Here is a 24457-nt window from a genome sequence, read left to right on the forward strand (position 1 = left end):
TCAGATCCCTCCCGTGGCGCCCTTGCGCTCCATCCGGTCGCTGAGCGAGACGATGGTCAGCACGACGACCAGCATCACGATGGCGAGCGCGGAGCCGAGCGGCCAGTTCAGTGCGGCGCCGAATTGCGTGGCGATGACGTTGGCGATCAGGTTGCCGTCCGGCCCGCCCACCAGGAAGGGCGCGATGAAGTCGCCGAACGACAGGCAGAAGGTGAGCGTCGCCCCCGCCGCGATGCCCGGTGCCGAGAGCGGCAGCGTCACCGTCCAGAAGCTGCGCCACGGCCCCATGCCCAGATCCGCCGCCGCCTCGGTCAGGTTCGCGGGGATCTTCTCGAGCGCGGTATAGATCGGCATCACCATGAATGGGATGAAGATATAGGTCAGCGTCACCACCATCGCGAACTGGTTGTAGAGGAAGATCGAGGAGGGCTCGTCGATCAGGCCGATCGATTTCAGGAACGAGTTCAGCACCCCCTCGGTGCCGAGGATCGTCTTCCAGACATAGGCGCGCAGCAGATAGCTGACCCAAAGCGGCGCGATCACCGCCATGTAGAGCCAGGTGCGCAGCTTGGCCGAGCGGCAGCGGAACACCAGCCAATAGGCGAAGGGATAGGCGAGCAGCAGCGAGGCCACCGAGACCAGCACCGAGATCTTCAGCGTGCGCAGCAGCACCAGCACATATTGCGGGTCGGTGAAGAGGGTGACGTAATTGCCGAACTGGAAGGCCGGCACGAAGGTCGGGTATTTCTTCACCCAGAACGAGAAGGTGACGATGATCCCGTAGGGGAGCAGCATGAAGAGGGCGATCCAGAGCAGCGGAATGCCCAGCACCATGCCCCCCGAGAGGTTGCGGCGGGCGTGGCTCACGGCGTGACCTCCCCCTCGAAGACGAAGACGTTGTGCGGCTCGACGGCGAGACGCAGGCTTTGTCCGAGCGGCGGCACGGCGCTGAGCGCGAGGCGGTCGGGAAGCAGGCTGTCGGTATAGACGCGGCTGCCGTCCGCGAGCTCGACCGCAAGCCGCAGCCCGAGCCCGTAATAGATCACCTCGGCGACCCGGCCCTCGAGCACGTTCTCGGCGGTCTCGCCCTCGGCGAGCAGGCGCACCTTCTCGGGGCGGCAGCCGGCGGTGACGGTGCTGCCCGCGACCAGCGGCGCATCGACGATCGCGCTCAGCCGGCCGCCGCCGATCTCGATCTCGGCGCGCTCGCCCGCACAGCGGATGACGCGGCCGGGCAGGAAGTTGGTGGTGCCGATGAAATTCGCGACATAGGGCGAGGCGGGGTGGTCATAAAGCTCCTGCGGGCGGCCCTGCTGGGCGATGCGGCCCTTCTCCATCACCACGACGCGGTCGGACATCACCAGCGCCTCGGTCTGGTCGTGGGTGACCATGACGAAGGTGATGCCGACCTTCTCGTGCAGGTGCTTCATCTCGATCTGCATCTGCTCGCGGAGTTTCGCGTCAAGCGCCGAGAGCGGTTCGTCGAGCAGCAGCACCTTCGGTTCGCGCACGATGGCGCGGGCAAGGGCGATGCGCTGGCGCTGGCCGCCCGAGAGCTGCTGGGGCCGCAGCTTGACCTTGTCGAAGAGGCCGACGAGCTTCAGCGCATCATGCACCTTGGTCTCGATCTCGAGCCGGCCGAGGCCCTTGACCTTGAGCCCGTAGCCGACGTTCTCGCCCACGGTCATGTGCGGGAAGAGGGCATAGTCCTGGAACACCATGTTGACCTCGCGCTTGTAGGGCGGGTCCCAGGTGACGTCCTTGTCGGCGAGGCGGATGGAGCCGGCGGTGGGCGTCTCGAAGCCGCCGATCATCCGCAGGAGCGTGGATTTCCCGCAGCCCGAGGGGCCGAGCAGCGTGACGAATTCGCCGTCCTCGACCGTCAGCGAGACATTGTCCACGCCGATGATCGTCGGGCTGTAGTGCTTGGAGATGTTCTCCAGTTCGATGATTGCGGCCATGTCGCCTTTCCCTGAAACGTGGCGCCCGGGCTCTCCTCCCCCGAAAACCCGGCGCCTTTTGATTGGTGGCCCGGCCCGGGATGCCGTGCGGCACCCCGGATCGGGCGGGTCGTCATTGCGCCTTCACGGCGTTCCAGGCGTTGGTGTAGGCCTCGAAGCGGTCACCGAGCGGCTGCCAGACCATCAGGCTGTCGAGATAGGCCGGGTCGTCCTGATGCAGGTCCTTGTACTGCTCGGGCGTCATGCAGGCCTTGGCCGAGACCGGGTTGGTCACCGAATAGCCGTTGATGTTGGCGACACCGCACTGGCCGAGCGGCGACAGCTGCATGTTCAGGAACTTGTAGGCGCATTCCTTGTTCGGCGTGCCCTTGACCACCATCCAGCTGTCCATCCAGCCCTCGGCGCCTTCCTTCGGGATGAACTCGGTGACCTTGATGCCCTCGGCCTTCAGCAGCCCCGACTGGTAGCCCGCCCAGGTGTTCGAGATCACCACTTCGCCGGCTTTGTAGAGGTCGACGAGCTCGCCCGCGGTGGCCCAGTACTTGCGGATCAGCGGTTTCTGCTCGAGCAGCTTCTTCTGCGCGGCGGCGATCTGCTCGTCGGTCAGGTTGTAGATGTCCATGTCGCCGTTCAGCCGCGCCGCGACATAGATTGAGGACTTGTCGTCCCACAGCGCGACCTTGCCCTTCAGCGCGGGGTTCCACAGGTCCGCGATCGAGGTCGGCGGCGTGGTGAAGGCATCGTCGCGATACATGAAGGCGATCGCGCCCCAGACATAGGGCATGCCGTAATATTCGCCGTCCTTCTGGATCCCGTCGAGGTCGCGGAATTTCTTGTAGATGTTGTTCCACTCGCTGATCTTCGCGGTGTCGAGCGGCTCGACGAAGTCGAGGTCGATCATCAGCTTGGTGGTGTCGATCGAGGGGGTGATCAGGTCATAGACGCCACCGCCCGACATCAGCTTGGGCGCGAAGTCGTCGTTCGAACCGACATAGGTCGCGTTCACCTTGCAGCCCGACTCTTCCTCGAACTTCGAGATGAAGGAGGGGTCGGCATAGCCTTCCCAGGTCAGCACGTTGAGCGTGCCTTCGGCAAGCGCCGGGGCGGCGGTGGTCAGGGCGAGGGCGCCAAGCGCACCGAGCAGGATCTTCCGGGTCATTTCGTGTCTCCACTGTTGGTTGAACGGCCGTTCACGGCTCTTTTCGGGTCTTTCGCGAGATGGTGCCGATATCGACACCCAGAGCGGCAGCGGCCTTGCGCTTGCTGCCGTGGATGCGGATCGCCTCTTCGATGATCCGCAATTCGTATTCCGCGAGCGCCTCGCGCAGCGGCAGGCCCTCGGGCCGGTCTTCCGCCCCGGCGACGGCCGGTGCCGTCGCCGGGGCCCGGACAGGCCCGACATCGAGGTCGATGGCCATCAATCGCCGCGGCAGCTCGTCGATATCGTCGCCGAGCACCGAGATCTGCTGCATCAGGTTCCACAGCTCGCGGATGTTGCCGGGATACTGATAGGCGCGCAGCCGCGCGCACAGATCCTCGCTGAGGTCGAGCGGCTGCGAGCGGCGCTGGTTGATCGCGGTGAGAAAGCGCTCGATCAGATGGTCGAGCAGCTCGGGCACCTCGCGCAGCGGCTTGATCGGCATGTTGACCACCGCCAGCCGGTAATAGAGGTCGAGGCGGAAGCGGCGCTCCTCGGCCATGGCGAGCAGGTCGCGGTTGGTGGCCGAGATCACCCGCACGCTGACCCGCCGCGGCCGGGTGCCGCCGATCCGCATCACCATCCCGTCCTCGAGGAAGGTCAGCAGCTTGGCCTGCAGCGGCAGGGGGATCTCGCCGATCTCGTCGAGGAACAGCGTGCCGCCCTCGGCCATCTCGATCAGGCCCTTCTTGCCCTCGGTCGAGGCGCCGGTGAAGGCGCCCTTCTCGTAGCCGAAGAGCTCGCTTTCGAACAGCGTCTCGGGGATCGCGGCGCAGTTGACCGCGATGAACGGGTCGGTGGCGTTCGACACGAAGGCGTGCAGGTGGCGCGCGATCTCGGTCTTGCCGACGCCCGACTCGCCGGTGATGATGACCCGCGCGCCCTGCAAAAGTGCCCGCTCGCCGCGCGACATCATCCGGTCGAGCCAGGGCGACAGGTGGCGCTGGCGCGCGAAGTCGGGGCGCAAGCGGCGCTCGGCGGTGGTCGGGAAGGGCGCGGCGTCGCGCTGGCCCGCAGCCTGGCGGCGGGCGTGGTCGAGCACCGCCAGATCGCGCAGGGTCAGCACATGGCCGCCGGTCGCGATCCGGCGCAGGGTGACAAGAACCGCCCCCACCGTGTCGCCGCGCAGCATCACCGAGCCGGTGCGCCCGGCCTCGATCATCTCCTCGACCGGCAGCCAGTTCAGCGCCGAGCCGGCACCGAGCCGGGCCAGCGTCTGGCCCGGCGCGGTCGTGGCGTCGAGCCCGCCGATCATCGCCGCCTCGCGGTTCAGGTGGGTGACGGCGCCCGCGGCGTCGAGCACGATCAGCCCGTCGGGCAGCGCATCGAGCGCGGTCTCGAGCGCGGGGCGCTGCGGGTCGGTGTGGCTGGTCATCGCGTCACCTCCCATCCCTCAGCGCTCCGCCCGGAAGCGGGCGATGCGGCCCGCGGGGGCACCCGCGAGCGCCGGGCCGCGCTTCAGCCGCAGGCTGAGCACCAGACACTCGGTCTCGCGCAGGCGCAGCGGCCGGGCCTGCATCTCGGCCCGCACCCCGGTTTCCGAGCGCAGCGGCTCCACCGTCCAGGTCCGGTCGGGATGACCTGGCAGCCGGCCCGCCGCGGCCTCGAACAGCGCCTCGAGCGGCAGGGGCAGCTCGATGTAATCGCCCAGCTCGCGCGTCGCATAGGCATCGGTCGCGAGCGACAGCAGTTCTTCCGCCGCAAGGTTCGTGCGCAGCAGGTGCCCGGCGCGGTCGATCACCAGCACCGCATCGGGCAGCGCCGTCAGCACCGCCTCGAGCGCCTCGATCTCGTCGCGCAGCACCGCGGCGCGGCGGGCGTGTTTCGAGACGTCGCGCACCGTGCCCCACATCCGGGTCAGCCGGTTGCCGCGGATATGGCCGCGCACGTCGTTCTCGACCTCGATCCAGACCCCGTCATAGCGCAGATCGTGCGAGGGCGAGGCGGTGACGTCGAAACTTGCGCGCACCAGACGGCGGACGAAATCCTCGTTTTCCGGCGTGCGCGGGAAGGTCTCGTGCACCGGCAATTCGTTGAAATCGCGCCCGGGCGGGGTGCGGTAGAGCCGTGCCATCGCGTCGTTGCAAAAGCGCCAGCGCGGGCCGTTCTCGAAGACCTGCCGGATCGTCTCCTGCTCGGGCGCGGACAGGTCGACGGGCTCGGCCCATTCCATGCACCAGCCCGCATCGTCCGAGGTGGCGAGGATCGAGGCGATCACCTCGTTCTCCTCGGCCAGCCGCTCGACCGCGTCGATCATCCCGCCGCGCGGCCATTTGAAGAGCCGCAGGCAGGGGCCCGCGAGCGGGTCCTCGACCCGCTCGATCACCGCCGTCACCGGCAGCAGCGCCGCGCCGGCACAGCGCAGCTCGAGCGCCAGCACCTGCGGCCAGGGGCCGGTGAGGGCAAACAGCGTCTCCAGCCGCTCGCGCGCGGCGAGCGGATAGATCAGCGACCACGGACGGCCTGCGGCCGCGCCCGGGGCAAGCCCGAGCGCGGTGTCCTGTGCCGGGCTCGCGCGCAGGATCGTCCCGTCGCGCGCGAGCCAGTCTTCCAGCATCGAACCTTGCGGTTCCCGTGCTCCCATCAGGTGATCTCCCCCGGTCGGCACCGCGTCAGGGCACGCAGTGCAAGTAGCGTTCCACATCCCAATTGGTGACCTCTCGCAGGAAGCGCGTCCACTCATCCTGCTTGTATTCGTCGAAGACGTCGTAGAGCCGGCCGGGAAGTGCCGAACGGATGACCTCGTCCTTTTCCAAAGCGGTCAGTGCATCGCGCAGATTGAGAGGGATGAGTTTCACCGGCTCTCCCGACTGCCAGACCTCGGTGACGTTGCGCGATTCGGGGGCGCCCGGGTCGATATTGTTGCGGATGCCGTCGTCCATCGCCTTCAGCAGCGCGCCGCAGAAGAGATGCGGGTTCACCATGCTGTCGACGGCGCGGAACTCGAAGCGGTCGGGCGACGAGATGCGGATCGTGCAGGAGCGGTTCTGCAGACCCCAGTTCGCGCCGATCGGCGCCCAGAGGCCGAAGTCGTTGAAGCGACGATAGGAGTTCACCGTCGAGGCGCCGAGGCAGGTGAGCGCGTCGATGTGCTTGAGCGAGCCGCCGAGGATGTGGTGGCCCAGCTCCGTCGGCAGCCAGCCGCCGTCGGTGTTCTCGAACTCGTTCACCCCGCCTTTTGAGTAGTGCCACAGCTCTTCCATGCCCGGCAGCTCGCCCGGGATCAGCTGTTGCAACTCGCGCGAGCCGCCGGTCCAGACCGAGCAGTTGTGGTGACAACCGTTCGCGGCATAGCCCATGAAGGGTTTCGCCATGAAACAGGCAATGAGCCCGTTCTGCCGCGCCACCTCGGCGCAGATCTGCCGGTAGGTGGTCATCCGGTCGCAGGTCGGCAGCGCGTCGTCGAACTGGTAGTTCAGCTCGATCTGGCCGGGCGCGTCCTCGCAATCGCCCTGGATCATGTCGAGGCCCATGGCGCGGGCGTAATCCGAGACCTGCATCCAGATGTTGCGGGCGCTCTCGAACTGGCCGATGTGATAGGCATAGGCCTCGGTGATGCCCTCGTAGGGGCGGACCTCGCCGTCCTTCGGCTTGAGCCACAGCATCTCGGGCTCGAGGCCGACCCGCAGCGTGAGGCCGTTATGCGCCTCGCGGAACTCGCGGTCGAAGCGCTTGAGGTTGCCGCGGGTGTCGTATTCGTAATGCTGGCCGGGGAAATTCGGGTCCTCGAGGCTGTAGTAGAGCGTGCAGAAGACGCGGGCGACGCGCTTGTCCCAGGGCAGCTGGCAGAAGGTGTCGGGATCGGGCAGCGCGATGCATTCCATCGCGTTGCTGTCGAAGCCGATCAGGTTGCCCTTGAAGTTCGGGGTGACGTCGGCGACGCCGCCCATCCAGGTCTGCACGCCCTTGCGCGCCTGGGTCTCCCAGTGCCGCGCCGGGGCGGCCTTGCCCATCACGCGGCCGGTGATCGAGATGTATTGGTAGTAGATGTAATCGACGCCAAGCGCGTCGATCTTGCGGCGCACGCGCTCGACGAGCGCGGCACGGCCGGGCGCCTCGATCTCGCGGTGATAGTCGGTGTCGGTGGTGGTCATGGTCGTCTCCCTGTTGTTCTGACCACTCAGCCTTCGAGATAGCGGGCGCGTTCTTCGGCGCTGACCGCTTTCGCGAGGCTGGCGTATTCGGCGCGGCAGGCAGCCGCGAAATTCTGGCAGAAGGCCTGCCCGAAGAGGCGCGCGGCATCGGCCGAGGCGTCGAGGCGGTCGGCCGCCTCGGCAAGGTCGCGCGGAAAGCGTTGGGCGCCCTCGGGCACGACATCGGGATGCGTGGCGGTGGCGGGGGCGGGGGTGGCAAGCTGCCGCTCGATCCCGTCGAGCCCCGCGCCCAGCATCAGCGCAAGCGTGAGATAGGGGTTGCAGTCGGCCGGCGGCACCCGGAATTCGAGTCGCGCGCGGTCGCCCGCATGGGGGGCCGAGCGCACCGCAACGGTGAACGGGTATTCGGCCCAGGTCAGCGATTTCGGCGCCCAGCTGCCCGGCGCAAGCCGGCGATAGGCGTTCACCGTCGAGGTGCACATCGCGAAGGCCTGCGGCACGATCTGCATCATGCCGGCGATGAACGAGCCCGCAAGCGCCGAGGTCTTCGCCTCGGGGTCCGAGAACAGGTTCTTGCCGGTGGCCTTGTCGCGCAGCGAGACGGTGCAATGCCCGCCGATGCCGGGGTAGTCCGCGCCGAGATAGGGCATGAAGCTCGCCGTCTTGCCCATCTTGCGGGCATAGGACCGCGCCGCCATGCGGAAGAAGGCGGCGTCATCGGCCGCGCGCAGCCCCTCGGTCGCGCCGAGCGTCGCCTCGAGGCAGCCCGGCCCGAGCTCGACGCCCAGACCGTAGAGCGCGACGTCATGGCCGAGGATCTCGGCCTCCATCCCGGCGATGAACGCGGCATGGGTGTTTGCCGTGGCGCCCGACCAGCACTTGTTGTCGGGGGCGAATTTCGCAAGGCCGGCGAAGCCCTTCTCGCGCACCGAGGTGTCGGTCTCGTCGAGCACGATCACCTCGAATTCGAAGGCCGCGTCGACGGTGAAGCCCATGGCGGCGGCGCGGTCGATCTGCCGGCGCAGCACCTCGCGCGGCATCAGCTCCTTCGCGGCACCCGAGAGCTCGGCGATCACCGTGACGGCGCCGGGTTCGGACGGGTTGCGGCGCATCGAACTCGGGTCGATCTCCACCGTCTCGGTGTAGAAGGCATCGCCGCCATAGAGGTTGTCGGCGCTGTCCCAATAGGCGAGGACGTTGGCAAAGCGCGCGTCCGTCGCCCAGTCGAGGAATTGCGGGCGGCGCAGCCGGCGTTCGCGGAACACCGAGGCATAGTCGAACTGGCCGACATGGACGATCTCGGCATTCAGGGCGTCAAGGGCGGCGGTCAGGGCGTGGGTCATCGGGGCCTCAGGCGGTAAGCGTTTCGGTCAGCGCCGCGTCAAGACGGGCGCGGGCCTTTGCGAGGGCGGCAGGGTTCGCGCCGAGGCCGAGCACGCCGACCGGCTCGCCCCCGCGCAGGTATTCGACGATCACCGGCGCGCGGCCGACAAGCGACAGCTCGCCTTCCAGCACCCGGCAGGCGTCGGCGAGAGAGGGCGCGCCGAAGGCCTGCAGCCGCATCCCGTGCTGGTCCGACCAGAACGAGGGCATCGGTGCGAAGCGGGTGGCAAGCGCGGTGCCCGCGGCCTCGGCGGCCAGCGTCTCGCCCACCCGTTTCGCGGTCTGGCCGGGCACGCACCAATGCTCGGTGCGGCGCGCCTCGGGGCCGAAGAGCGGGTTGACGAAGCGGGCGACGTCGCCCACGGCCATCAGCCCTTCGGCGCCGGGGGCGACCATCCGGTCGTCGACCAGCACGCCGTCGCGCAGATCGGCGCCCGATCCGGCAAGCCATTCGACATTCGGGTGCGAGCCGAGCGCCTCGACGATCACCTCGGCGGCAAGCGCCTGACCGTCGTCGAGGATCACGCCCTCGTCCGAGAAGCCCGCGACCGAACGGCCGGTGAGCAGCACGACGCCATGGGCGCGGTGCAGCGCCGCCATCGCCGCGGCGACGCGCGGGCCGAGGGCGCGCAGCATCGGTTGCGGCGACGGCTCGACGATCGTCGCCTCGAGACCGAGCTTGCGGCCGGTCGCGGCGATCTCGCAGCCGATGAAGCCGCCGCCGATCACCACCATCCGCGCGCCGGGGCGCAGGCTCGGGGCCAGGCGGACGAGGTCGTCGAAGCTGCGCAGCACGTGGCGGCGGGCTTCGGCGCCCGGAAGGGGCAGGCGGCGCGGGCGCAGCCCGGTCGCTGCGATCACCCGCTCGCCCGGCACCAGCGCACCATCGGCGAGCCGCACGCCGCCCGGTTCGAGCGCCACCGCGCCCGACCCGAGACGCAGGCTCAGCGCTGCGGGCGAAAGCTTCGAGCGCAGCAGCAGCTTGCCGAACACCGCCTCGCGCGCCGTGGTGTCGCGGGCGAGCGTCTCGGCCGCCTCCTTCGACAGCGGCGGGCGGTTGTAGGGGGCAAGCGGCTCGTCGCCCACAAGGGTGATCCGCGCCGCGGGCAGGGCGGCGTGAACCGCCTCTGCCGTGCGCAGGCCCGCAAGCGAAGCCCCGACGATGGTGATGCGCGGCGCGGTCATGGCGTCAGCCGAGAAGGATCGCCTGCTCGGGGCAGGCGTCGGCGGCGGCTTCGACATCGGCGCGCTGCGCCTCGTCCACTTCGGCGACCCAGACGAGCCCGCCGTCGTCGTCGAAGGAGAACACCTGAGGCGCGGCGATCACGCATTGGCCGTGCAGCAGGCAGATCGACATGTCGACATCAACTTTCATTTTCGCTTCCCTGTGTCTGATGGGGTCTGGGTGGCCTGGATCAGGCCGGATCGAAGGCGATCGGCAGGGTGATGGCGCCGGTGTTGCCGCTGTCGGCCAGCCATTTCACCTCGCCGTTGAAGCGCGGGTTCTTCAGCCGCTGGGCAAGCAGCTTCAGCGCCTCGGTCATGTCGCCGCGGGCGATGAAATGGCCCAGGCAATGGTGCGCGCCGCCGCCAAAGCCGAAATGCGGCTTGCGCTCGGCGGTGATGTCGAAGCCGGGTTCGGGGAAGACCGCCGGGTCCGAAGTCGCCGATTGCGAGAACAGGTGGATCGTGGTGCCGGCCTTGATCGGCAGGTCGTTGTAGGTGAAGTCCTCGGTCGCCTCGCGGGTGACCCAGGTCACCGTCGGGCGCACGCGCATCACCTCCTCGACCGCGGCGCGGGCCAGATCGGGCTGTTCGGCCAGAAGCGCCCATTGCTCGGGGTGCTCGATGAAGGTCGCCATCGCCAGACCGAGCTGGTTGCGGGTGGTGTCGATGCCGCCGAAGATTGCCAGCACGATCATGTCGAGCAGCTCCTGATCCGAGAGCTGCGACTTGTCGGCATTCGCCTGCACCAGCATGCCGACGAAATCGTCGGACGGATTGGCGCGCTTCAGCGCCACCAGATCCTCGGCGTATTTCAGTAGCCGCGCGGTCGCCGCCTCGACCGTGGCGAGGTCCTGCTTGAAGGTCACGCCAAGCGCGAGGCCCATCTCGGCGGCGATGTCGGCAAGCTCGCGCCAGGTCTCGAAGGGCAGGCCGAGCAGGTCGCAGATGACGCCGGTGGCATAGGGTTCGGTGAACTCGGCGATGAAGTCGCATTCGCCCTTCGCGGCGAAGCCGTCGATCAGCTTGTTGGCGAGCGCCTGGAACTTCGGCCGCAGCTCGGTGATGAGCTTGGGCGAGAAGGCGGGGTTGGCCATCCGGCGCAGGCGCGAATGGGTCTCGCCCTCCTGCGACAGCAGCATCGCGCCCCACCAGCGGGCGAAGAGGCCGCCGTGCACACCGCTCAGCTCGGGCCAGCGATAGGAGCCCTGGCGCAGCTTCGGATGGCGCAGCAGCTTCATCACGTCATCATAGCGCAGCACCGCGATGCCGTAGTTGGTGCGGGCATACCAGCTCGCCTCGCGGGCCTCGAGGACCGCCTGCGAGCGGATCGAGAAGGTGGGGTCGGCAACGTCCAGATAGGGCGCTTCGGCGAGGGTTTCTTGCGTCATCGGCTCAGGCTCCGGTCAGGGGTGCGCGGTTCACCGAAGCAAGATGCAAGAAGCATTCCAGAATTTCAGATGGCCGCAATAAAATCGCATCTCATTGAAATTTATGGGAAAGAAATTTTCATTCTGGGGGCGGCCGGGGAAGGTTTGCGGTCGCATCGGGCCGGGGGCTGCGGGTGATGCGTCGCTGCATCGCCTGCAGCCGGCAGTTGCGCATCACTTGCGTCTGCGCAAAGGGGGCGCGGGGGCATGAAAAAATACGGGTCCGTCCGCATTTTGGCCAGATTCTAGGTGAAGGAAGCTTTAAGACCTTTTGCCCATCACCAAGCCCGCCGGCCAAGTGCGGGCGTCAGAGCAGGACAGACACGATGACGAACCGCCCGAAGGCCGCCCTGCGCGGCCTGCTCCTTCTTGCTGCGCTGCTCGCGCCCGCCGTGGCCCGGGCCGAGATCGACTTGTCCGGGCGCTCGACGCTCGGCCTGGGGCGGTTCTTCAACAACGACTATCTGGGCGATGGCAAGGACCGCTGGCAGACCGGCAGTTACAACATCTCGGTGGTGCGCGGCGTGAGCTGGGACGGGGCGCTGCCGTCGCGGCCGTTCGAGATCATGGAATACCGCTTTGGCGCCTCGATCGTCGCGCCGTCGAAGCTGCGCAATCCGCCGGCCGGGGATCGTCGTTATGCGGGCGTGCTGCATTTCGCCGCGAAAACCCAGTTCGAGCTGGCGCCGAAGGTCGAGGCGGGGCTCGGCTTCGGCCTTGTTGCCGTCGGCCCCTCGACCGGCGTCTCGCATTTCCACGAATCCGTGCACCGGATCTTCTCGGCGCCGGCACCGAAGGCGGCGAAGGATCAGCTCGGGGACCATCTCTATCCGGTGATCGACGGCGAGCTTGGCCGCAGCTTCTCCTTCGGTGGGCTCGACGCGCGGCCCTTCGTCGAGGCGCGGGCGGGCGACGAGACGCTGGTGCGCGCGGGCGTCGACCTTGCCTTTGGCATGCGCGAACAGGGCGCGCTGTGGCTGCGCGATGAGATCACCGGGCAGCGCTATGTCGGTATCTCGGGCCGGTCCGAGCCGCTGGTCCCGAGTCTCGTTCTGGGCGCCGATGTCGCCCATGTCTTCGACAGCAGCTATTTCCCCTCGGAAGACGGGGTCGACTTCGAGGGCACCCGTACCCGTTTGCGTGCAGGCGTCAGCCTGCGGTCCGGGACCTTCGGGCTGTTCTACGGCGTGACCTGGCTGTCGAAGGAATTCGAGGGCCAGCCCGAGGGGCAGGTGCTGGGCAGTCTGCGCGCGCGCGTCAACTTCTGACGCGGGGGGGGGGGCGCCTGCGGCACGCTGCCACAATCGTTGCCAAGGGGGATTCCCAAGAAGATTCGCCCATGTTAGCGTGGTCCCCAATCAAGGGCCAAAAGGTCCATAAGAACGAGCGCGGGACATACAGGCAATGAAAACGGGCTATCAGGGCACGTTTGTCATTTCATGGGCACAGACGGAGATCGACGGCGTGGCTGGCGCGCCGGCGTCCGCTTTGGCGATCGGCAGCTGCTGGCGCTGGGGCGGCGAGGCGGTCTGCGTCGATGGTCCGCGCGGGCTTTTGGTGCTGAGCGGCGCCGAGGGCGAGGCCGCGGTGCGGCGGCGCGCGGCGAAGATGGTGCGTCGGCTGCTGGGCGCGGCCCCCGAGGAGACGCCACTGCCCGACGACCCGCTGCGGGTGGCGCTGCCCGAGCTTCCCGACCAGAGCTTCACCGTGACCGATGGCCATGCCGCCTGGGTGGTGACGCTGGTCGAGGCGGCGGGGGGCGTGCGGCTTCTGATGTTCTCGGGCGGGGTGCCGCCGCGCGGCGCCGATCTGTGGGTCGTCGAGCTCGGGCTCGATACCCGGGCCGAGCCGGTGCGGTTGCCGCCGCCGGGGGTGATCTGCTTCACGCCGGGCACGCTGATCGACACGCCGGGCGGCATGCGCCCGGTCGAGTCGCTGCGCCCGGGGGACCGGGTGCTGACCCGCGACGACGGCGCGCAGGAACTGCTGTGGATGGGCTCGCGGCGGATGACCGGGGCGCGGCTGCATGCGCTGCCGCATCTGCGCCCGGTGCGGATCCGCGCCGGCGCCTTCGGCATCGGCCGGCCGACGGGCGACCTGATCGTCTCGCCGCAGCACCGGATGCTGATCCGCGGCCCGCAGGCGCGGATGCTGTTCAACGAGCCCGAGGTGCTGGTGCAGGCCTGCGACCTGGTCGACGGCGGTGCGGTGCGGGTCGAGCAGGGTCTGGCGGGGCTGCACTACATCCATCTGCTCTTCGCGCGCCATCAGGTGATCCGTGCGAACGGCATGGAGAGCGAGAGCTTCCACCCGGCCTCGACCGCGCTCGAGATGATTTCCGAGCCGCAGCGGGCGGGGCTGCTGGCGCTGCTGCCCGAGATCGCCACCGATCCGCTGCGCTATGGCACCTTCGCGCGGCGCGCGCTGAGCGGGTCCGAGGCGGCGATCCTGCGCCACGATCTGGCTGCCTGAGGGCAGGCCGGGCTGGGGGCGCTGCCCCCTCCGGCGCCGCGGGCGCCGTCACCCCCGAGGTATTTTCGGCAAGGAGAACGCCGGGCGAGGGGGCAGGGCATTCGGGCATTGACTCCGGTCGGGCGGGCTGTATAAGCCCCGCCAGTCCGGATGGCCGCGGTCTTCCGGATTTCATTGGTGTTGGTGGACCCCGCAAGGGGAAACCTGTCGCCTGAGGCCTCGCGGATGGGGCCGAGGGAGGAGGACAACGCCCTTCGGAACACATGAAGGAGATCAGCCGTGACCAAACGCACGTCTGCCAAGTACAAAATCGATCGCCGCATGGGCGAGAACATCTGGGGCCGCGCCAAGTCGCCGCTGAACAAGCGCGAATACGGCCCGGGCCAGCACGGCCAGCGCCGCAAGGGCAAGCTGTCGGACTTCGGCACCCAGCTGCGCGCCAAGCAGAAGCTCAAGGGCTACTATGGCGACCTGACCGAGAAGCAGTTCCGCCGCATCTACGGTGAAGCCGAACGCGTCAAGGGCGACACCGGCGAAAACCTGATCGGCCTGCTCGAGCGCCGTCTGGACGCGGTCGTCTACCGCGCCAAGTTCGTGCCGACCGTCTTCGCCGCCCGTCAGTTCGTCAACCACGGCCACGTGACCGTGAACGGCAAGCGTGTCAACATCGCCTCCTACCGTGTGAAGGAAGGCGACGTGATCGCGGTTCGCGACAAGTCGCGTCAGCTCGCGCTGGTGCTCGAAGCCGTGCAGTCGGGCGAGCGTGACGTTCCGGATTACCTGGAAGTCGACCACAACAAGATGACCGCGACCTTCGTTCGCACCCCGGCTCTGGGCGACGTGCCCTACCCGGTGCAGATGGAACCGAACCTGGTCGTCGAATTCTACGCGAAGAACTGATCCTTCAGTCTTCGCCGATCTTGCGGGGCCGTCCTTCGGGGCGGCCCTTACCTTTTGCGCGCCCGCAGGGGCGCGGCGGGCGGGCTGCGACGCAAGTAGCCCTTCCCATGTGCGGCGCCCGCGGCTAATACGGCGGCGAGAGCAAGGAACCCCGCCATGAACGATCTGATCCGCCCGAAGCCCGGCATTCTCGACATCGCCCTCTACGAGGGCGGCGCCGCGCATGTCGCGGGGCTCAGCGACGCGATCAAGCTGAGCTCGAACGAGAACCCGTTCGGCCCCTCCGACAAGGCGAAGGAGGCCTTCTCGCGCGCGGTGCACAAGCTCAACCGCTATCCCTCGACCGACCATGCCGGGCTGCGTCAGGCGATCGGCGAGGTGCACGGGCTCGACCCGGCACAGATCATCTGCGGCGTCGGCTCGGACGAGCTGATCCGGATGATCGTCAATGCCTATGCCGGGCCGAAGGACGAGGTGCTGTTCACCGAACACGGCTTCCTGATGTATCGGATCGCGGCGCTTGGCGCGGGGGCGACCCCGGTCGCGGTGCCCGAGCGCGAGCGCACCACCGATGTCGACGCGCTGCTGAAGGCCTGCAGCAAGAAGACGAAGCTCGTCTTCCTGGCGAACCCGAACAACCCGACCGGCACGATGATCGGTCTGGCCGAGCTCGAGCGTCTGGCCACGGGGCTGCCGAAGCAGGCAATCCTGGTCATCGACGGCGCCTATGCCGAATATGTCGAGGGCTATGACGGCGGGGCGGAGCTGGCGACGCGGCTGCCCAACGTGTTCATGACCCGCACCTTCTCGAAGATCTACGGGCTTGGCGGGCTGCGCATCGGCTGGGGCTACGGCCCGCGCCACATCGTCGACGTGCTGAACCGCATCCGCGACCCGTTCAACCTGTCGACCGCGCAGCTCGAGACCGCCGAGGCGGCGATGCGCGATCAGGACTGGATCGCGCGTTGCCGCGACGACAACACCCGGCTGCGCGGCTGGCTGGCCGAGGCACTGGCCGAGAAGGGGGTGCCGTCGGACACCTCGACCGCGAACTTCATCCTCGCCCGTTTCGGCTCGGAAGACGAGGCCGTGGCCTGTGACGAGTTCCTGAAGAAGGACGGGCTGATCGTGCGTCGCGTCGCGGGCTATGGCCTGCCGAACTGCCTGCGCATCACCGTGGGCGACGAGCCCTCGTGCCGGCGCGTTGCGCATATGATCGGCCAGTTCAAGGCGGGTGCGTCGGCATGACGGAATACAGGCGCGTTGCGCTGATCGGCCTTGGTCTGATCGCCTCCTCGATGGCGCATGCGATGCGGGCGAAGGGGCTTGCGGGCGAGATTGTGGGCCATGCCCGCTCGGCCGAGACGCGGGCGACGGCGCGCGAGATCGGTCTGGTCGACCGGGTCTGCGACACCGCGGCCGAGGCGGTGCAGGGCGCGGACCTTGTCGTGCTGGCGGTGCCGGTCGGTGCCATGGGCGCGATCGCGGCCGAGATCGCCCCGCATCTGGCCGAGGGCGCGACCATCACCGATGTCGGCTCGGTCAAGCAGGCGGTGATCGAGGCGGTGGCGCCGCATCTGCCGGGCCATGTGCATTTCATCCCGGGCCACCCGCTTGCCGGCACCGAGCATTCGGGGCCGCGCTCGGGCTTTGCCACGCTCTTCGTCAACCGCTGGTGGCTGCTCACGCCGCTCGAGGCGACCGACCCCGCGGCGCTTGCGCGGCTGCGCAGCTTCCTGACCGGTCTTGGCGCCAATGTCGACGAGATGGACGTGCATCGCCACGATCTGGTGCTGGCCGTCGTGTCGCACACGCCGCACCTCATCGCCTATACCATGGTGGGGGTCGCCGATCACCTGCGCCGGGTGACGCATGAAGAGGTGATCAAGTATTCCGCCTCGGGCTTTCGCGACTTTACCCGCATCGCGGCCTCGGACCCGACGATGTGGCGCGACGTGTTCCTGACCAACCGCGAGGCGACGCTCGACATCCTCGGCCGGTTCACCGAGGAGCTGTTCATGCTCCAGCGGGCGATCCGGATGGGCGACGGCGACATGCTGTTCGACTATTTCACCCGCACCCGCGAGATCCGCCGCGGCATCATCGAGGCCGGTCAGGACACCGCCGCCCCCGACTTCGGCCGTGGCGCGCCGGTGCCGGAGAAGAAGGCGTGATGCGGCGGGCGGCGGGACTGGTCGCGCTGCTCGCGAGCCTGAGCGCGGGGCTTGCCCATGCCGAGGCGCCGGGCGCCTCGCCCCGCCCCGTGGCGCGCCCGGCCGATGCCGCCCCCGCGCCCGACGCCCCGCTTCTGCTGACGGCTGCCGTGCCGGTGCGGCCGCAGGCCCGTCCGGCGGCTCTGGCGCCAGAGGCCGGACCGGCCGCCGGGGCCAGCCTTGCCGCGGGGGCGCTTGCCGCCGAGCCCGAGACCGCCTCGCTGGCGCTCGCCGCCTTGCGGCCGCTGCCGAAGCCCGCGGTGGCACGTGCCCCGACGGCCGCCGCCCCGCGCGAACAGCTGATCCAGGTCTCGGGGGCCGGTCCGGCCAAGCGTCTTGCCGCGCCCGGCCGCAGCGGCGCACTGTGCGGCGTGCCGGGGCTGACCGGTCATCCGATCGCGCCCATTGCCTCGCGCGTGCAGGGCTGCGGCCTGCCCGACGGCGTCGAGGTCACGGCGATCTCGGGGATTCCGCTGTCGTTGCCGATCCAGGTTGATTGCAACACTGCGGTGGCCTTCAAGCGCTGGATCGACCGCGGCATCCTGCCGGCCGTGGGCAACCGCGGCGGCGGGCTTGCGCGGCTCGAGGTTGCGGGCTCCTACATGTGCCGGCCGCGCAACAACCAGCGCGGTGCGAAAGTGTCGGAGCACGGCCGCGGCCATGCCGTCGACCTGTCGGGGCTGCGGCTGCGCAATGGCCAGACGATCACCGTGCTCGCCGGCTGGAAGAGGGACGCGCGGCTGCTGAAGGCCGTGCATGCCTCGGCCTGCGGTCCCTTCGGCACGGTTCTCGGCCCGAAGTCGGATCGCTTCCATCAGGATCACATCCACGTCGACACCGCGGCGAACCGCGGCGGGCCCTACTGCCGCTGAACCAGCACCGGTGCGCGGCCAAGCGGCACCGGGCCGAGGCTCATCCGCCCCTGCGCGAAGGCGAGGGGCAGCTCGACCGCGCCATCGGTCGACTGCTGCGCCAGATAGGCGCCGAGCGTGGTCAGCATCGGCACCCGCTTCGCCTCGACCAGCCCCGCCGCCACCGCGACCTTCAGCCAGGCGGCCCAGTCCCGGGTTGACAGCGTGATCGTGCCCTCGGGCCGGCCTCCGGCGTCGATGGTGAGCGCGCCGCGGGCATCGAGCGCCCGCCCGCCCCAGGAAAGATGCGCGTCGCTCAGATCGAGCGCGGTCAGCTCGGGCATCCGCTCGGCCATCAGCGCGGGCGGGGTGTCGAGGCTTGCCGTCGCATCGACCGTGACCGTCTCGATCACGTCGGGCAGGCCCGCACCGGGGGCGAGGCTGTCGTTCAGACCCTTTGGCAGGGCAAGCGCCGTGGCTCCGGCGACGATCTGCCAGCGCCCGTCTTCGGCCCGCGTCGCGGTGGCGGTCACGTCCTGAGCGGCCAGCGCGGGGGCGGTGGCGCCCTCGACGCTCAGCCGCGGCGCGTCGAGGGTGAGGGTCGCGCGGCGCAGCGGCAGTGCGGCGCCAAGCCCGAGGCCGAGCGTCGCGACGCTGTCGGTGGCGGCAAGGGTGAAGCGCTGCCCGGCCAGGGTCAGTTCCTGCGGCGCGGTCGCGGCGATGCGCCAGTCGAGCGGCGCCCAGAGTGGCGCGGCGAGTTCGGCCGAGGGCGCCTGCCAGCGTCCGCCCGCTTCGGGGAAATCAAGCGCGGGCGCCGTCACCGCGGCACCGATGCGCAGCGGAAAGCCTGCGGCGCTGACCGAGGCCGCGCCGCCGCGCCCCTCGGCTGCAAGCCGGGCAAAACCCTCGGCCGCCTGCCGGGCGAGCAGCGTGCCGCCGCCCCAGCTTGCCGCTGCGCCAAGGGCCGCAAGGGCCGTGATCGCTCCGAGCCAGCGCATCGCTGCCCCCTTCCCAAAGACCTGCCTCCCATGTAACCACGCCCCCGCAGGAGGGCCAGCGCAATGACCGAAACGTTATGGATCTTCGGCTATGGCTCGCTGATCTGGGACCCGGGCTTCGCGCCCGCCGAGAGCCGCCGCGCACGGCTTGACGGCTGGGCGCGCAGCTTCTGCATGCGCTCGATCCATTTCCGCGGCACCAGTGCAGCGCCGGGGCTTGTGCTGGCCCTCGATGCGGCCGAGGGGGCAAGCTGCACCGGCCTTGCGCTGCGCGTGCCCGAGGCGCAGGCCGAAGAGGTTCTGGCCGCGATTCGGGCGCGCGAGCTGGTCTCGGACGCCTATCTCGAGCGGCGCCTGACGGTGACCTGCGAGCAGGGCGAGCAGGTCTCGGTGCTGGCCTATGTCATCGACCCTGCCGGGCCGCAATATTGCGCGCTTGGCGCCGAGGAACAGGCGCAGATCATCGCCCGAGCCGCGGGCGCGCGCGGGCCGAACCGCGACTATCTGTGGAACACTGCTCAACATTTGCGCGCGCTTGGCATTCCCGACCCGGAACTCGAGGCGCTTGCCGCACGGGTGCGCGACCTCGCCGGTTAAGTCTTGGCACTGTCGCAGCCGCCGCCTATCCTCGCGCCAAGAACAAGCGAGAGGCAGACCATGCGCGCCCCTGTCCGGCGGCCCGAGCCGCATTTTTCCCAGCCGGTCCGGCAGGTCACGCTGATGCTGATGGCGCTTGCGCTGGTCGGCGCGGGCGGCTGGTTCGCCTATGCCCGGATCTTCCCGGTCTTCCTCGCCAACCCCTGGCTGAACGGGCTGATCGGTACGGTCTTCGTGCTGGGCATCCTGACCTGCTTCTGGCAGGTGGCGCAGCTGGTCGCGGCGGTGAGCTGGATCGAGAGCTTTGCCGCCGACCGCCCCGGCCGGCCGCAGCTGCAGGCGCCGCAGATGCTCGCGCCGCTGGCCGCGCTGCTGGGCAGCCGCGGCGCCACCCGCTCGATCGCGACCACGGCCGGCCGCTCGATCCTCGAATCCGTCGCCACCCGGATCGAGGAGGCGCGCGACATCACGCGCTATCTGACCAACCTGCTGATCTTCCTCGGTCTTCTGGGCACCTTCTATGGGCTGGCAACGACCGTGCCGGCGGTGGTCGACACCATCCGCGCGCTGGCCCCGCAGCCCGGCGAGACCGCGACGGCGGTCTTCGACCGGCTGATGACGGGGCTTGAATCGCAGCTGGGCGGCATGGGCACGGCGTTCTCCTCCTCGCTGCTGGGCCTTGCCGGGTCGCTGGTCGTCGGCCTGCTCGAGCTGTTCGTGACGCATGGCCAGAACCGCTTCTATCGCGAGCTCGAGGAATGGATCTCCTCGATCACCCGGCTCAGCTTTGCCGCCGCCGAGGGCGATGGCGAGGCCTCGGCGGTGGTCGAGATCCTCGACCACATGGCCGAGCAGATGGACGCGCTGCAGACGCTTTTCGTGCGTTCTGAGCACGCGCGCGGGCAGACCGAGACGCAGCTTGCGCAGCTGACCGACGCCTTCGCCGGGCTGGCGCAGAACCTTGGCACCGATCTGTCGACCCGCGCCGAGCAAAGCGCGTCGCTCGCCAAGATGGCGGGCGGGCAGGACCGGCTGGTGACCGCGCTCGAGGCGCTGACGCAGCGGGCGGCTGCGGCGCAGGACAGCGAGGTCGATGCCGAGATGCGGATGCGGCTGCGCTCGATCGACCTGCAGCTTTTGCGCCTGCTCGAGGAGCTGTCGGCCGGCCGGCAGGAAAGCATGGCCGAGCTGCGCAACGATTTCGCCGCGCTGACCCGCGCGATCCTGACCCGCCCGCGCGGGCAGGAGGGCTGAGATGGCGCTCCCCCGCCGCGGCGGCGCGCGGTTCTCGACCAATGTCTGGCCGGGCTTCGTCGACGCCATGGGTGCGCTGCTGATGGTGCTGATCTTCGTGCTGTCGATCTTCATGATCATGCAGTCGATGTTGCGCGACACGATCACCAGCAAGGAAAACGAGCTGACCGCGCTGACCCAGCAGGTGAACGGCCTGTCGCAGGCGCTGTCGCTGGAGCGGGCGCGGGCGAAGGATCTGGCCGGGCAGCTGGATGCGGCGGGGCAGAAGATCACCGATTTCGAGGCGCAGGTGGCCAGCCTGATCGCCGCGCGCGATGCGGCGAAGGCCGATGCCGATGCCAGCGCCGCGGCGCTCAAGCTCGACAAGGCGACGATCGAGGAGTTGCGGGCCAAGCTGAAATCCTCGGGCGACGAGGTCGCGGCGATGACCCTTGCGCTCGAGGCCGAGCGGCAGAAGGCGGCCGAGACGCTGACCCTGCTGGCCGCGGCGCAGGCCTCCGAGGCGGAGCTGAAGCAGCAGCTGGCGACGCAGATGACCGAGGCCGAGAAGGCCGCGGCGCTGCGCGCGGTGGCCGAGAAGGCGCTGGCCGATCAGACCCAGCTCAGCGACCGCAATGCCGAGAAGGTGGCGCTGCTGAACGTGCAGATCGCGGCGTTGCGCAATCAGCTTGGCGAGCTGCAATCGGTGCTCGATGCCGCACAGGCGCGCGATGCGGCCTCGAAAGTGCAGGTCGAGACGTTGGGGGCGCAGCTGAATGCGGCGCTTGCCCAGACCGCGGCCGAGCAGAAGCGCCGCGCCGAGCTGGAGGCCGAGGCGCGCAAGAAGGCCGAGGCCGAGGCGCAGGATCTGGCGAAGTATCGGTCCGAGTTCTTCGGGCGGATGTCGCAGCTCTTGCAGGGCCGCGAGGGGGTGCGCATCGTCGGCGACCGTTTCGTCTTTTCCTCGGAAGTGCTGTTCCAGCTCGGCTCGGCGGATCTCTCGCCCGAGGGCAAGGCGCAGATCGCCCGCGTCGCCGAGACCTTCCGCGAGCTGGCCTCGGACATCCCTCCGACGATCTCCTGGATCCTCGAGGTCGACGGCTTCACCGATGACACGCCGCTGTCTGGGCAGGGGGCATTTCGCGACAACTGGGAGCTGAGCCAGGCGCGGGCGCTGTCGGTGGTGCGCTACCTCATCGACGATCTGGGCTTTCCGCCGCGGCGGCTGGCGGCGACGGGCTTTGGCCAGTATCAGCCGGTGGTCGGTGGCACGAGCGAGACGGCGCGGGCGCAGAACCGGCGCATCGAGCTGAAGCTGACCGAGCGCTGAGACGGCGGGCGGAGGCCTGCGGTCTTGGTCGGGCAGGGGGGCGCTGCCCCCCGTGGCCTGCGGCCACGCCCCCCGGGATATTTGCGGCAATTGGAAGCCGGGGGCGGTTTTTCACGAAATCACGAGGGCGCGCGCGGGGGCTTGACGGGTGCCGCGCGGCGCTGCATCTGGCGCTGTCCCCTGCCTAGGTCGATCATGCGTCAGCCCCTGTCGTAACCCCCCGTTCCTGACCCCTTGCCCGTGTGTTCAGGAGCCTTGTGATGACCCCCCCCCCAGTTTTCTTCCGGCGATCTGATCGCCGATCGCCGCGCCGACTATGCCGAGGGCCTGCTGACCGCGGGCGAGGCGGCGGCGGCGGCCGATCTTTATGCTCAGGCGCTCGAGGTTGCGCCGGGTTGGGGAGCGGGCTGGTATCGGCTGGGCGAGATCCGCGCCGAGCACGATCTGCCGGGGGCGGCCGAGGCCTTTGCCGAGGCGCTGCGGCTAGACCCGGCCGATGTGATGGGGGCGGCGCTGCGGCTTGACCTGTTGCGCCCGCGACCGGCGGCCGAGACCATGCCCTCGGCCTTTGTCGAGACGCTGTTCGATCAGTATGCCAGCCATTTCGACGCGTCCTTGGTCGGCACGCTCGACTATCGCGGGCCGCAGCTGATCCGGGCGGGGCTGGGCGGGTGCCACGGTCGGGTGCTGGATCTCGGTTGCGGCACCGGGCTGATGGGGGCCGAGCTGCGTCCGCTCGCCGGCTGGCTCGAGGGGTGGGACATCTCGGCCGAGATGCTGCGCGAGGCCGGGGCGAAGGGGATCTATGACCGGCTGGAGAAGGCCGATCTGTCGGCGCTGCCGGTGCCGGCCGAGCGGTGGGATCTGGTGACGGCGGCCGATGTCTTTTCCTATCTCGGCGCGCTCGAGCGGATCGTCGGCTGGGTGGCGCTGGCGCTGGTGCCGGGGGGCAGTTTCGCCTTCACCACCGAGGCGCATGACGGGCCCGAGCCGCTGGTTCTGCGCGAGAGCCGCCGCTATGCGCATTCCGAGCCCTATCTGCGGGCATTGCTAGCCGAGGCGGGGTTCGGCGAGGTGACGGTGCGGCGGGGGATGCTGCGTCGCGACCGGGGCGCCGAGATCGAGAGCTTCGTGGTTCTGTCCCGGCGCAATCCGGATATGATGGCGGCCATCGGAGAGGCGGTCGTCACCGCCTGAGAGGAGGCGGGATGAACGCGCTGGCCTATGAGCATTACACCTATGCCGCGGTGGCGGTGATCGGCACCTTGGCGGCGGTCTGGGCGGTCGATCACCTGTTGAACCGCCCGGCGGTCGCGTCGCGCACGGTGCCCTGGCGCGGCGTGGTGGCGCCCTTCATCAACGTCAATGCGATGCTGTTCGGCCTGACGCTTGCCTTCATCGCGAATGACACCTGGTCGGCGCGCGACCGGGCGATGGATGCGGTCTTTCGCGAGGCGGACAGTCTGCGCAGCCTGCTGGTGCTGGCCTCGGCGCTGCCAGAGCCTGCGCGGGAGACGATGGCGGGGGCCGTGCGCGACTATGGCGCGGCGGCGGCGGGCGAATTCGCGCAGCTGCGCGAGCGCGGGGTGGCGCCTGCGGCGGCGGCGGCGGCCGATGCGCTGTTGCGCCGGGTCGCGGGGGGCAGTGCCGCGGCCGCGGGCGAGGTGGTGCAGGCCGAGATGCTGCGCCAGGTGATGCGGCTGCGCGATGACCGCGACCTGCGGGTGTCGCTGTCGCGCACCCATCTGAATCCGCTGAAATGGCTGGGCATGGCGGCGCTCGGTTTCCTCACCATCCTGTCGATCGCGGCGGTGCATCTGGGCGCGCCGAAGGCCGGAGTGCTGGCGACCGCGCTCTTCGCGCTGGCCGCCGCGCCCTCGGCCGCGATCGTGCTGGTGCAGGGCAACCCGTTTCAGGAGCCTGCCGCGATCAGCGCCGCGCCGATCCTTGCGGCGATCGCTGGCGAGCCCTGATCGCGCCTATTTGTCGTAGGCGGGCAGGCGCGCGAAATCGAGCGTGGCGAGCACCGGCAGCATCGTCGCGCTGTCCATTCCCTGCGCCTGCACCAGCACCCGCCCGCCGACCAGCGCCGAGAGCGAGCCGTCCTGTTCCAGCATGTCCTGCGATCCGGCCTTCGCGATCTTGCCCATCATCGCCATCATCTGCGGATTGCCGAGCATCCCCGCCATCGAGGCGACCATCGGGCTGTCGGCGGTGAGGGTCAGGGTGAAGCTGTCGCCCGCGGCGTTGGCATAACGCCCCTCGACGAAATTGCCCGCCATGCCGATCAGCGCCATGCCCTGTCCGCCCTCGGTGGTGACCTCGCGGGTCCAGCCTGCGGGCGCCTCGGGCAGCATCGCGGCGAGCCTGGCGCTTTGCAGCGCCTGCACCTCCTTCGCGGCCACGGTGATCTGCGTCGCGGTGGTCGACAGATCGCCCGTGGCATGGGCCGCAAGCGCCGCCTCGAGCGCATCGCCCACTGCATCGGCATGAAGCGGCGCGGCGAGCAGGCCGGCAACGAGGAGGGCGGTGGCAAACGTCTGTTTCATCGTCGTCTTTCCCTGGGTTCAGTC

General features: G+C 69.3%; 23 protein-coding genes. 11 read left to right on the plus strand and 12 right to left on the minus strand.

All coding sequences use genetic code 11. The features are described 5' to 3' along the window. The 10 genes from EOW65_RS05250 to EOW65_RS05295 form a co-directional block, all read right to left on the minus strand. A complete protein-coding gene (locus EOW65_RS05250) occupies positions 1-867 on the minus strand; it encodes an ABC transporter permease (RefSeq protein ID WP_206364018.1) in 867 nt (288 codons plus the stop codon). Further along, the gene (locus tag EOW65_RS05255) at positions 864-1961 is read right to left on the minus strand and encodes an ABC transporter ATP-binding protein (protein WP_128147937.1); all 1098 of its coding nucleotides are present in this window, start codon (positions 1959-1961) and stop codon (positions 864-866) included. The genes EOW65_RS05250 and EOW65_RS05255 overlap by 4 nt, the downstream gene beginning before the upstream one ends. Positions 1962-2073: 112 nt before the next feature. Continuing rightward, positions 2074-3120, minus strand: coding sequence for an ABC transporter substrate-binding protein (locus EOW65_RS05260; RefSeq protein ID WP_128147938.1), 1047 nt, complete (start codon positions 3118-3120; stop codon positions 2074-2076). A 31-nt stretch (positions 3121-3151) separates the two neighbouring features. Beyond that, positions 3152-4534, minus strand: a complete 1383-nt coding sequence (locus EOW65_RS05265) for a sigma-54 interaction domain-containing protein (RefSeq protein ID WP_128147939.1) — start codon at positions 4532-4534, stop codon at positions 3152-3154. Positions 4535-4552: 18 nt separating this feature from the next. Next, positions 4553-5743 (minus strand): PAS domain-containing protein, encoded by a 1191-nt coding sequence (locus EOW65_RS05270; protein ID WP_164880002.1) that lies wholly within the window; start codon positions 5741-5743, stop codon positions 4553-4555. A gap of 28 nt (positions 5744-5771) precedes the next feature. Then, complete coding sequence (locus EOW65_RS05275; RefSeq protein WP_128147941.1) at positions 5772-7253, minus strand: glutamine synthetase family protein; 1482 nt, start codon at positions 7251-7253, stop codon at positions 5772-5774. Between the two features lie 26 nt (positions 7254-7279). After that, entirely contained in the window at positions 7280-8596 is a 1317-nt protein-coding gene (locus EOW65_RS05280; RefSeq protein ID WP_128147942.1) for a type I glutamate--ammonia ligase, read from the minus strand. Positions 8597-8603: 7 nt separating this feature from the next. Continuing rightward, positions 8604-9821, minus strand: coding sequence for an NAD(P)/FAD-dependent oxidoreductase (locus tag EOW65_RS05285; RefSeq protein WP_128147943.1), 1218 nt, complete (start codon positions 9819-9821; stop codon positions 8604-8606). A gap of 4 nt (positions 9822-9825) precedes the next feature. Next, the gene (locus tag EOW65_RS05290) at positions 9826-10011 is read right to left on the minus strand and encodes a ferredoxin (RefSeq protein WP_113899193.1); all 186 of its coding nucleotides are present in this window, start codon (positions 10009-10011) and stop codon (positions 9826-9828) included. A gap of 40 nt (positions 10012-10051) precedes the next feature. Then, a complete protein-coding gene (locus EOW65_RS05295; RefSeq protein ID WP_128147944.1) occupies positions 10052-11251 on the minus strand; it encodes a cytochrome P450 in 1200 nt (399 codons plus the stop codon). Between the two features lie 365 nt (positions 11252-11616). Here EOW65_RS05295 and EOW65_RS05300 point away from each other — a divergent pair, with 365 nt between their 5' ends. The 6 genes from EOW65_RS05300 (at position 11617) to EOW65_RS20215 (ending at position 17747) form a co-directional block, all read left to right on the plus strand. Further along, the gene (locus EOW65_RS05300) at positions 11617-12558 is read left to right on the plus strand and encodes a lipid A-modifier LpxR family protein (protein ID WP_164880003.1); all 942 of its coding nucleotides are present in this window, start codon (positions 11617-11619) and stop codon (positions 12556-12558) included. 196 nt (positions 12559-12754) lie between these two features. Then, positions 12755-13762, plus strand: coding sequence for a Hint domain-containing protein (locus EOW65_RS05305; protein ID WP_369407169.1), 1008 nt, complete (start codon positions 12755-12757; stop codon positions 13760-13762). Positions 13763-14041: 279 nt separating this feature from the next. Further along, positions 14042-14662 (plus strand): 30S ribosomal protein S4, encoded by a 621-nt coding sequence (gene rpsD / locus EOW65_RS05310; protein WP_128147947.1) that lies wholly within the window; start codon positions 14042-14044, stop codon positions 14660-14662. 156 nt (positions 14663-14818) lie between these two features. Then, positions 14819-15910, plus strand: a complete 1092-nt coding sequence (gene hisC / locus EOW65_RS05315; RefSeq protein ID WP_128147948.1) for a histidinol-phosphate transaminase — start codon at positions 14819-14821, stop codon at positions 15908-15910. Continuing rightward, complete coding sequence (locus EOW65_RS05320) at positions 15907-16836, plus strand: prephenate/arogenate dehydrogenase family protein (protein ID WP_128147949.1); 930 nt, start codon at positions 15907-15909, stop codon at positions 16834-16836. The genes hisC and EOW65_RS05320 overlap by 4 nt, the downstream gene beginning before the upstream one ends. Then, positions 16836-17747: an extensin-like domain-containing protein gene (locus EOW65_RS20215; RefSeq protein WP_240664510.1), complete on the plus strand. Its 912-nt coding sequence runs from the start codon at positions 16836-16838 to the stop codon at positions 17745-17747. The genes EOW65_RS05320 and EOW65_RS20215 overlap by 1 nt, the downstream gene beginning before the upstream one ends. Here the strand turns inward: EOW65_RS20215 and EOW65_RS05330 are convergent. Beyond that, the gene (locus EOW65_RS05330) at positions 17735-18724 is read right to left on the minus strand and encodes a DUF2125 domain-containing protein (protein ID WP_128147950.1); all 990 of its coding nucleotides are present in this window, start codon (positions 18722-18724) and stop codon (positions 17735-17737) included. The genes EOW65_RS20215 and EOW65_RS05330 overlap by 13 nt on opposite strands. A gap of 63 nt (positions 18725-18787) precedes the next feature. Between EOW65_RS05330 and EOW65_RS05335 the strand changes: the two genes are divergently transcribed. The 5 genes from EOW65_RS05335 (at position 18788) to EOW65_RS05355 (ending at position 23857) form a co-directional block, all read left to right on the plus strand. Beyond that, the gene (locus EOW65_RS05335; RefSeq protein WP_128147951.1) at positions 18788-19321 is read left to right on the plus strand and encodes a gamma-glutamylcyclotransferase; all 534 of its coding nucleotides are present in this window, start codon (positions 18788-18790) and stop codon (positions 19319-19321) included. Positions 19322-19381: 60 nt separating this feature from the next. Continuing rightward, the gene (locus EOW65_RS05340; RefSeq protein ID WP_128147952.1) at positions 19382-20575 is read left to right on the plus strand and encodes a biopolymer transporter ExbB; all 1194 of its coding nucleotides are present in this window, start codon (positions 19382-19384) and stop codon (positions 20573-20575) included. Between the two features lies 1 nt (position 20576). Next, a complete protein-coding gene (locus EOW65_RS05345) occupies positions 20577-21884 on the plus strand; it encodes a peptidoglycan -binding protein (protein ID WP_128147953.1) in 1308 nt (435 codons plus the stop codon). A 501-nt stretch (positions 21885-22385) separates the two neighbouring features. Next, positions 22386-23081 (plus strand): class I SAM-dependent DNA methyltransferase, encoded by a 696-nt coding sequence (locus EOW65_RS05350; protein WP_240664512.1) that lies wholly within the window; start codon positions 22386-22388, stop codon positions 23079-23081. A gap of 11 nt (positions 23082-23092) precedes the next feature. Continuing rightward, positions 23093-23857 carry a bestrophin-like domain gene (locus tag EOW65_RS05355; RefSeq protein ID WP_128147955.1) on the plus strand — a complete coding sequence of 255 codons (765 nt, stop codon included), beginning with the start codon at positions 23093-23095 and terminating at the stop codon, positions 23855-23857. Between the two features lie 6 nt (positions 23858-23863). Here the strand turns inward: EOW65_RS05355 and EOW65_RS05360 are convergent, their stop codons facing one another. Further along, positions 23864-24433 (minus strand): hypothetical protein, encoded by a 570-nt coding sequence (locus EOW65_RS05360; RefSeq protein WP_128147956.1) that lies wholly within the window; start codon positions 24431-24433, stop codon positions 23864-23866. Between the last annotated feature and the right edge of the window lie 24 nt (positions 24434-24457).

The organism is Paenirhodobacter ferrireducens, from assembly GCF_004022265.1.
Lineage (GTDB): Bacteria > Pseudomonadota > Alphaproteobacteria > Rhodobacterales > Rhodobacteraceae > Rhodobacter > Rhodobacter ferrireducens.

What these genes read in the sequence shown, in the direction of transcription:
- EOW65_RS05255 (WP_128147937.1), bottom strand. Translation starts at nt 1,961, where the DNA reads ATGGCCGCAATCATCGAACTGGAGAACATCTCCAAGCACTACAGCCCG.
- EOW65_RS05260 (WP_128147938.1), bottom strand. Translation starts at nt 3,120, where the DNA reads ATGACCCGGAAGATCCTGCTCGGTGCGCTTGGCGCCCTCGCCCTGACC.
- EOW65_RS05265 (WP_128147939.1), bottom strand. Translation starts at nt 4,534, where the DNA reads ATGACCAGCCACACCGACCCGCAGCGCCCCGCGCTCGAGACCGCGCTC.
- EOW65_RS05270 (WP_164880002.1), bottom strand. Translation starts at nt 5,743, where the DNA reads ATGGGAGCACGGGAACCGCAAGGTTCGATGCTGGAAGACTGGCTCGCG.
- EOW65_RS05275 (WP_128147941.1), bottom strand. Translation starts at nt 7,253, where the DNA reads ATGACCACCACCGACACCGACTATCACCGCGAGATCGAGGCGCCCGGC.
- EOW65_RS05280 (WP_128147942.1), bottom strand. Translation starts at nt 8,596, where the DNA reads ATGACCCACGCCCTGACCGCCGCCCTTGACGCCCTGAATGCCGAGATC.
- EOW65_RS05285 (WP_128147943.1), bottom strand. Translation starts at nt 9,821, where the DNA reads ATGACCGCGCCGCGCATCACCATCGTCGGGGCTTCGCTTGCGGGCCTG.
- EOW65_RS05290 (WP_113899193.1), bottom strand. Translation starts at nt 10,011, where the DNA reads ATGAAAGTTGATGTCGACATGTCGATCTGCCTGCTGCACGGCCAATGC.
- EOW65_RS05295 (WP_128147944.1), bottom strand. Translation starts at nt 11,251, where the DNA reads ATGACGCAAGAAACCCTCGCCGAAGCGCCCTATCTGGACGTTGCCGAC.
- EOW65_RS05300 (WP_164880003.1), top strand. Translation starts at nt 11,617, where the DNA reads ATGACGAACCGCCCGAAGGCCGCCCTGCGCGGCCTGCTCCTTCTTGCT.
- hisC (WP_128147948.1), top strand. Translation starts at nt 14,819, where the DNA reads ATGAACGATCTGATCCGCCCGAAGCCCGGCATTCTCGACATCGCCCTC.
- EOW65_RS05320 (WP_128147949.1), top strand. Translation starts at nt 15,907, where the DNA reads ATGACGGAATACAGGCGCGTTGCGCTGATCGGCCTTGGTCTGATCGCC.
- EOW65_RS20215 (WP_240664510.1), top strand. Translation starts at nt 16,836, where the DNA reads ATGCGGCGGGCGGCGGGACTGGTCGCGCTGCTCGCGAGCCTGAGCGCG.
- EOW65_RS05330 (WP_128147950.1), bottom strand. Translation starts at nt 18,724, where the DNA reads ATGCGCTGGCTCGGAGCGATCACGGCCCTTGCGGCCCTTGGCGCAGCG.
- EOW65_RS05335 (WP_128147951.1), top strand. Translation starts at nt 18,788, where the DNA reads ATGACCGAAACGTTATGGATCTTCGGCTATGGCTCGCTGATCTGGGAC.
- EOW65_RS05340 (WP_128147952.1), top strand. Translation starts at nt 19,382, where the DNA reads ATGCGCGCCCCTGTCCGGCGGCCCGAGCCGCATTTTTCCCAGCCGGTC.
- EOW65_RS05345 (WP_128147953.1), top strand. Translation starts at nt 20,577, where the DNA reads ATGGCGCTCCCCCGCCGCGGCGGCGCGCGGTTCTCGACCAATGTCTGG.
- EOW65_RS05350 (WP_240664512.1), top strand. Translation starts at nt 22,386, where the DNA reads ATGGGGGCGGCGCTGCGGCTTGACCTGTTGCGCCCGCGACCGGCGGCC.
- EOW65_RS05355 (WP_128147955.1), top strand. Translation starts at nt 23,093, where the DNA reads ATGAACGCGCTGGCCTATGAGCATTACACCTATGCCGCGGTGGCGGTG.
- EOW65_RS05360 (WP_128147956.1), bottom strand. Translation starts at nt 24,433, where the DNA reads ATGAAACAGACGTTTGCCACCGCCCTCCTCGTTGCCGGCCTGCTCGCC.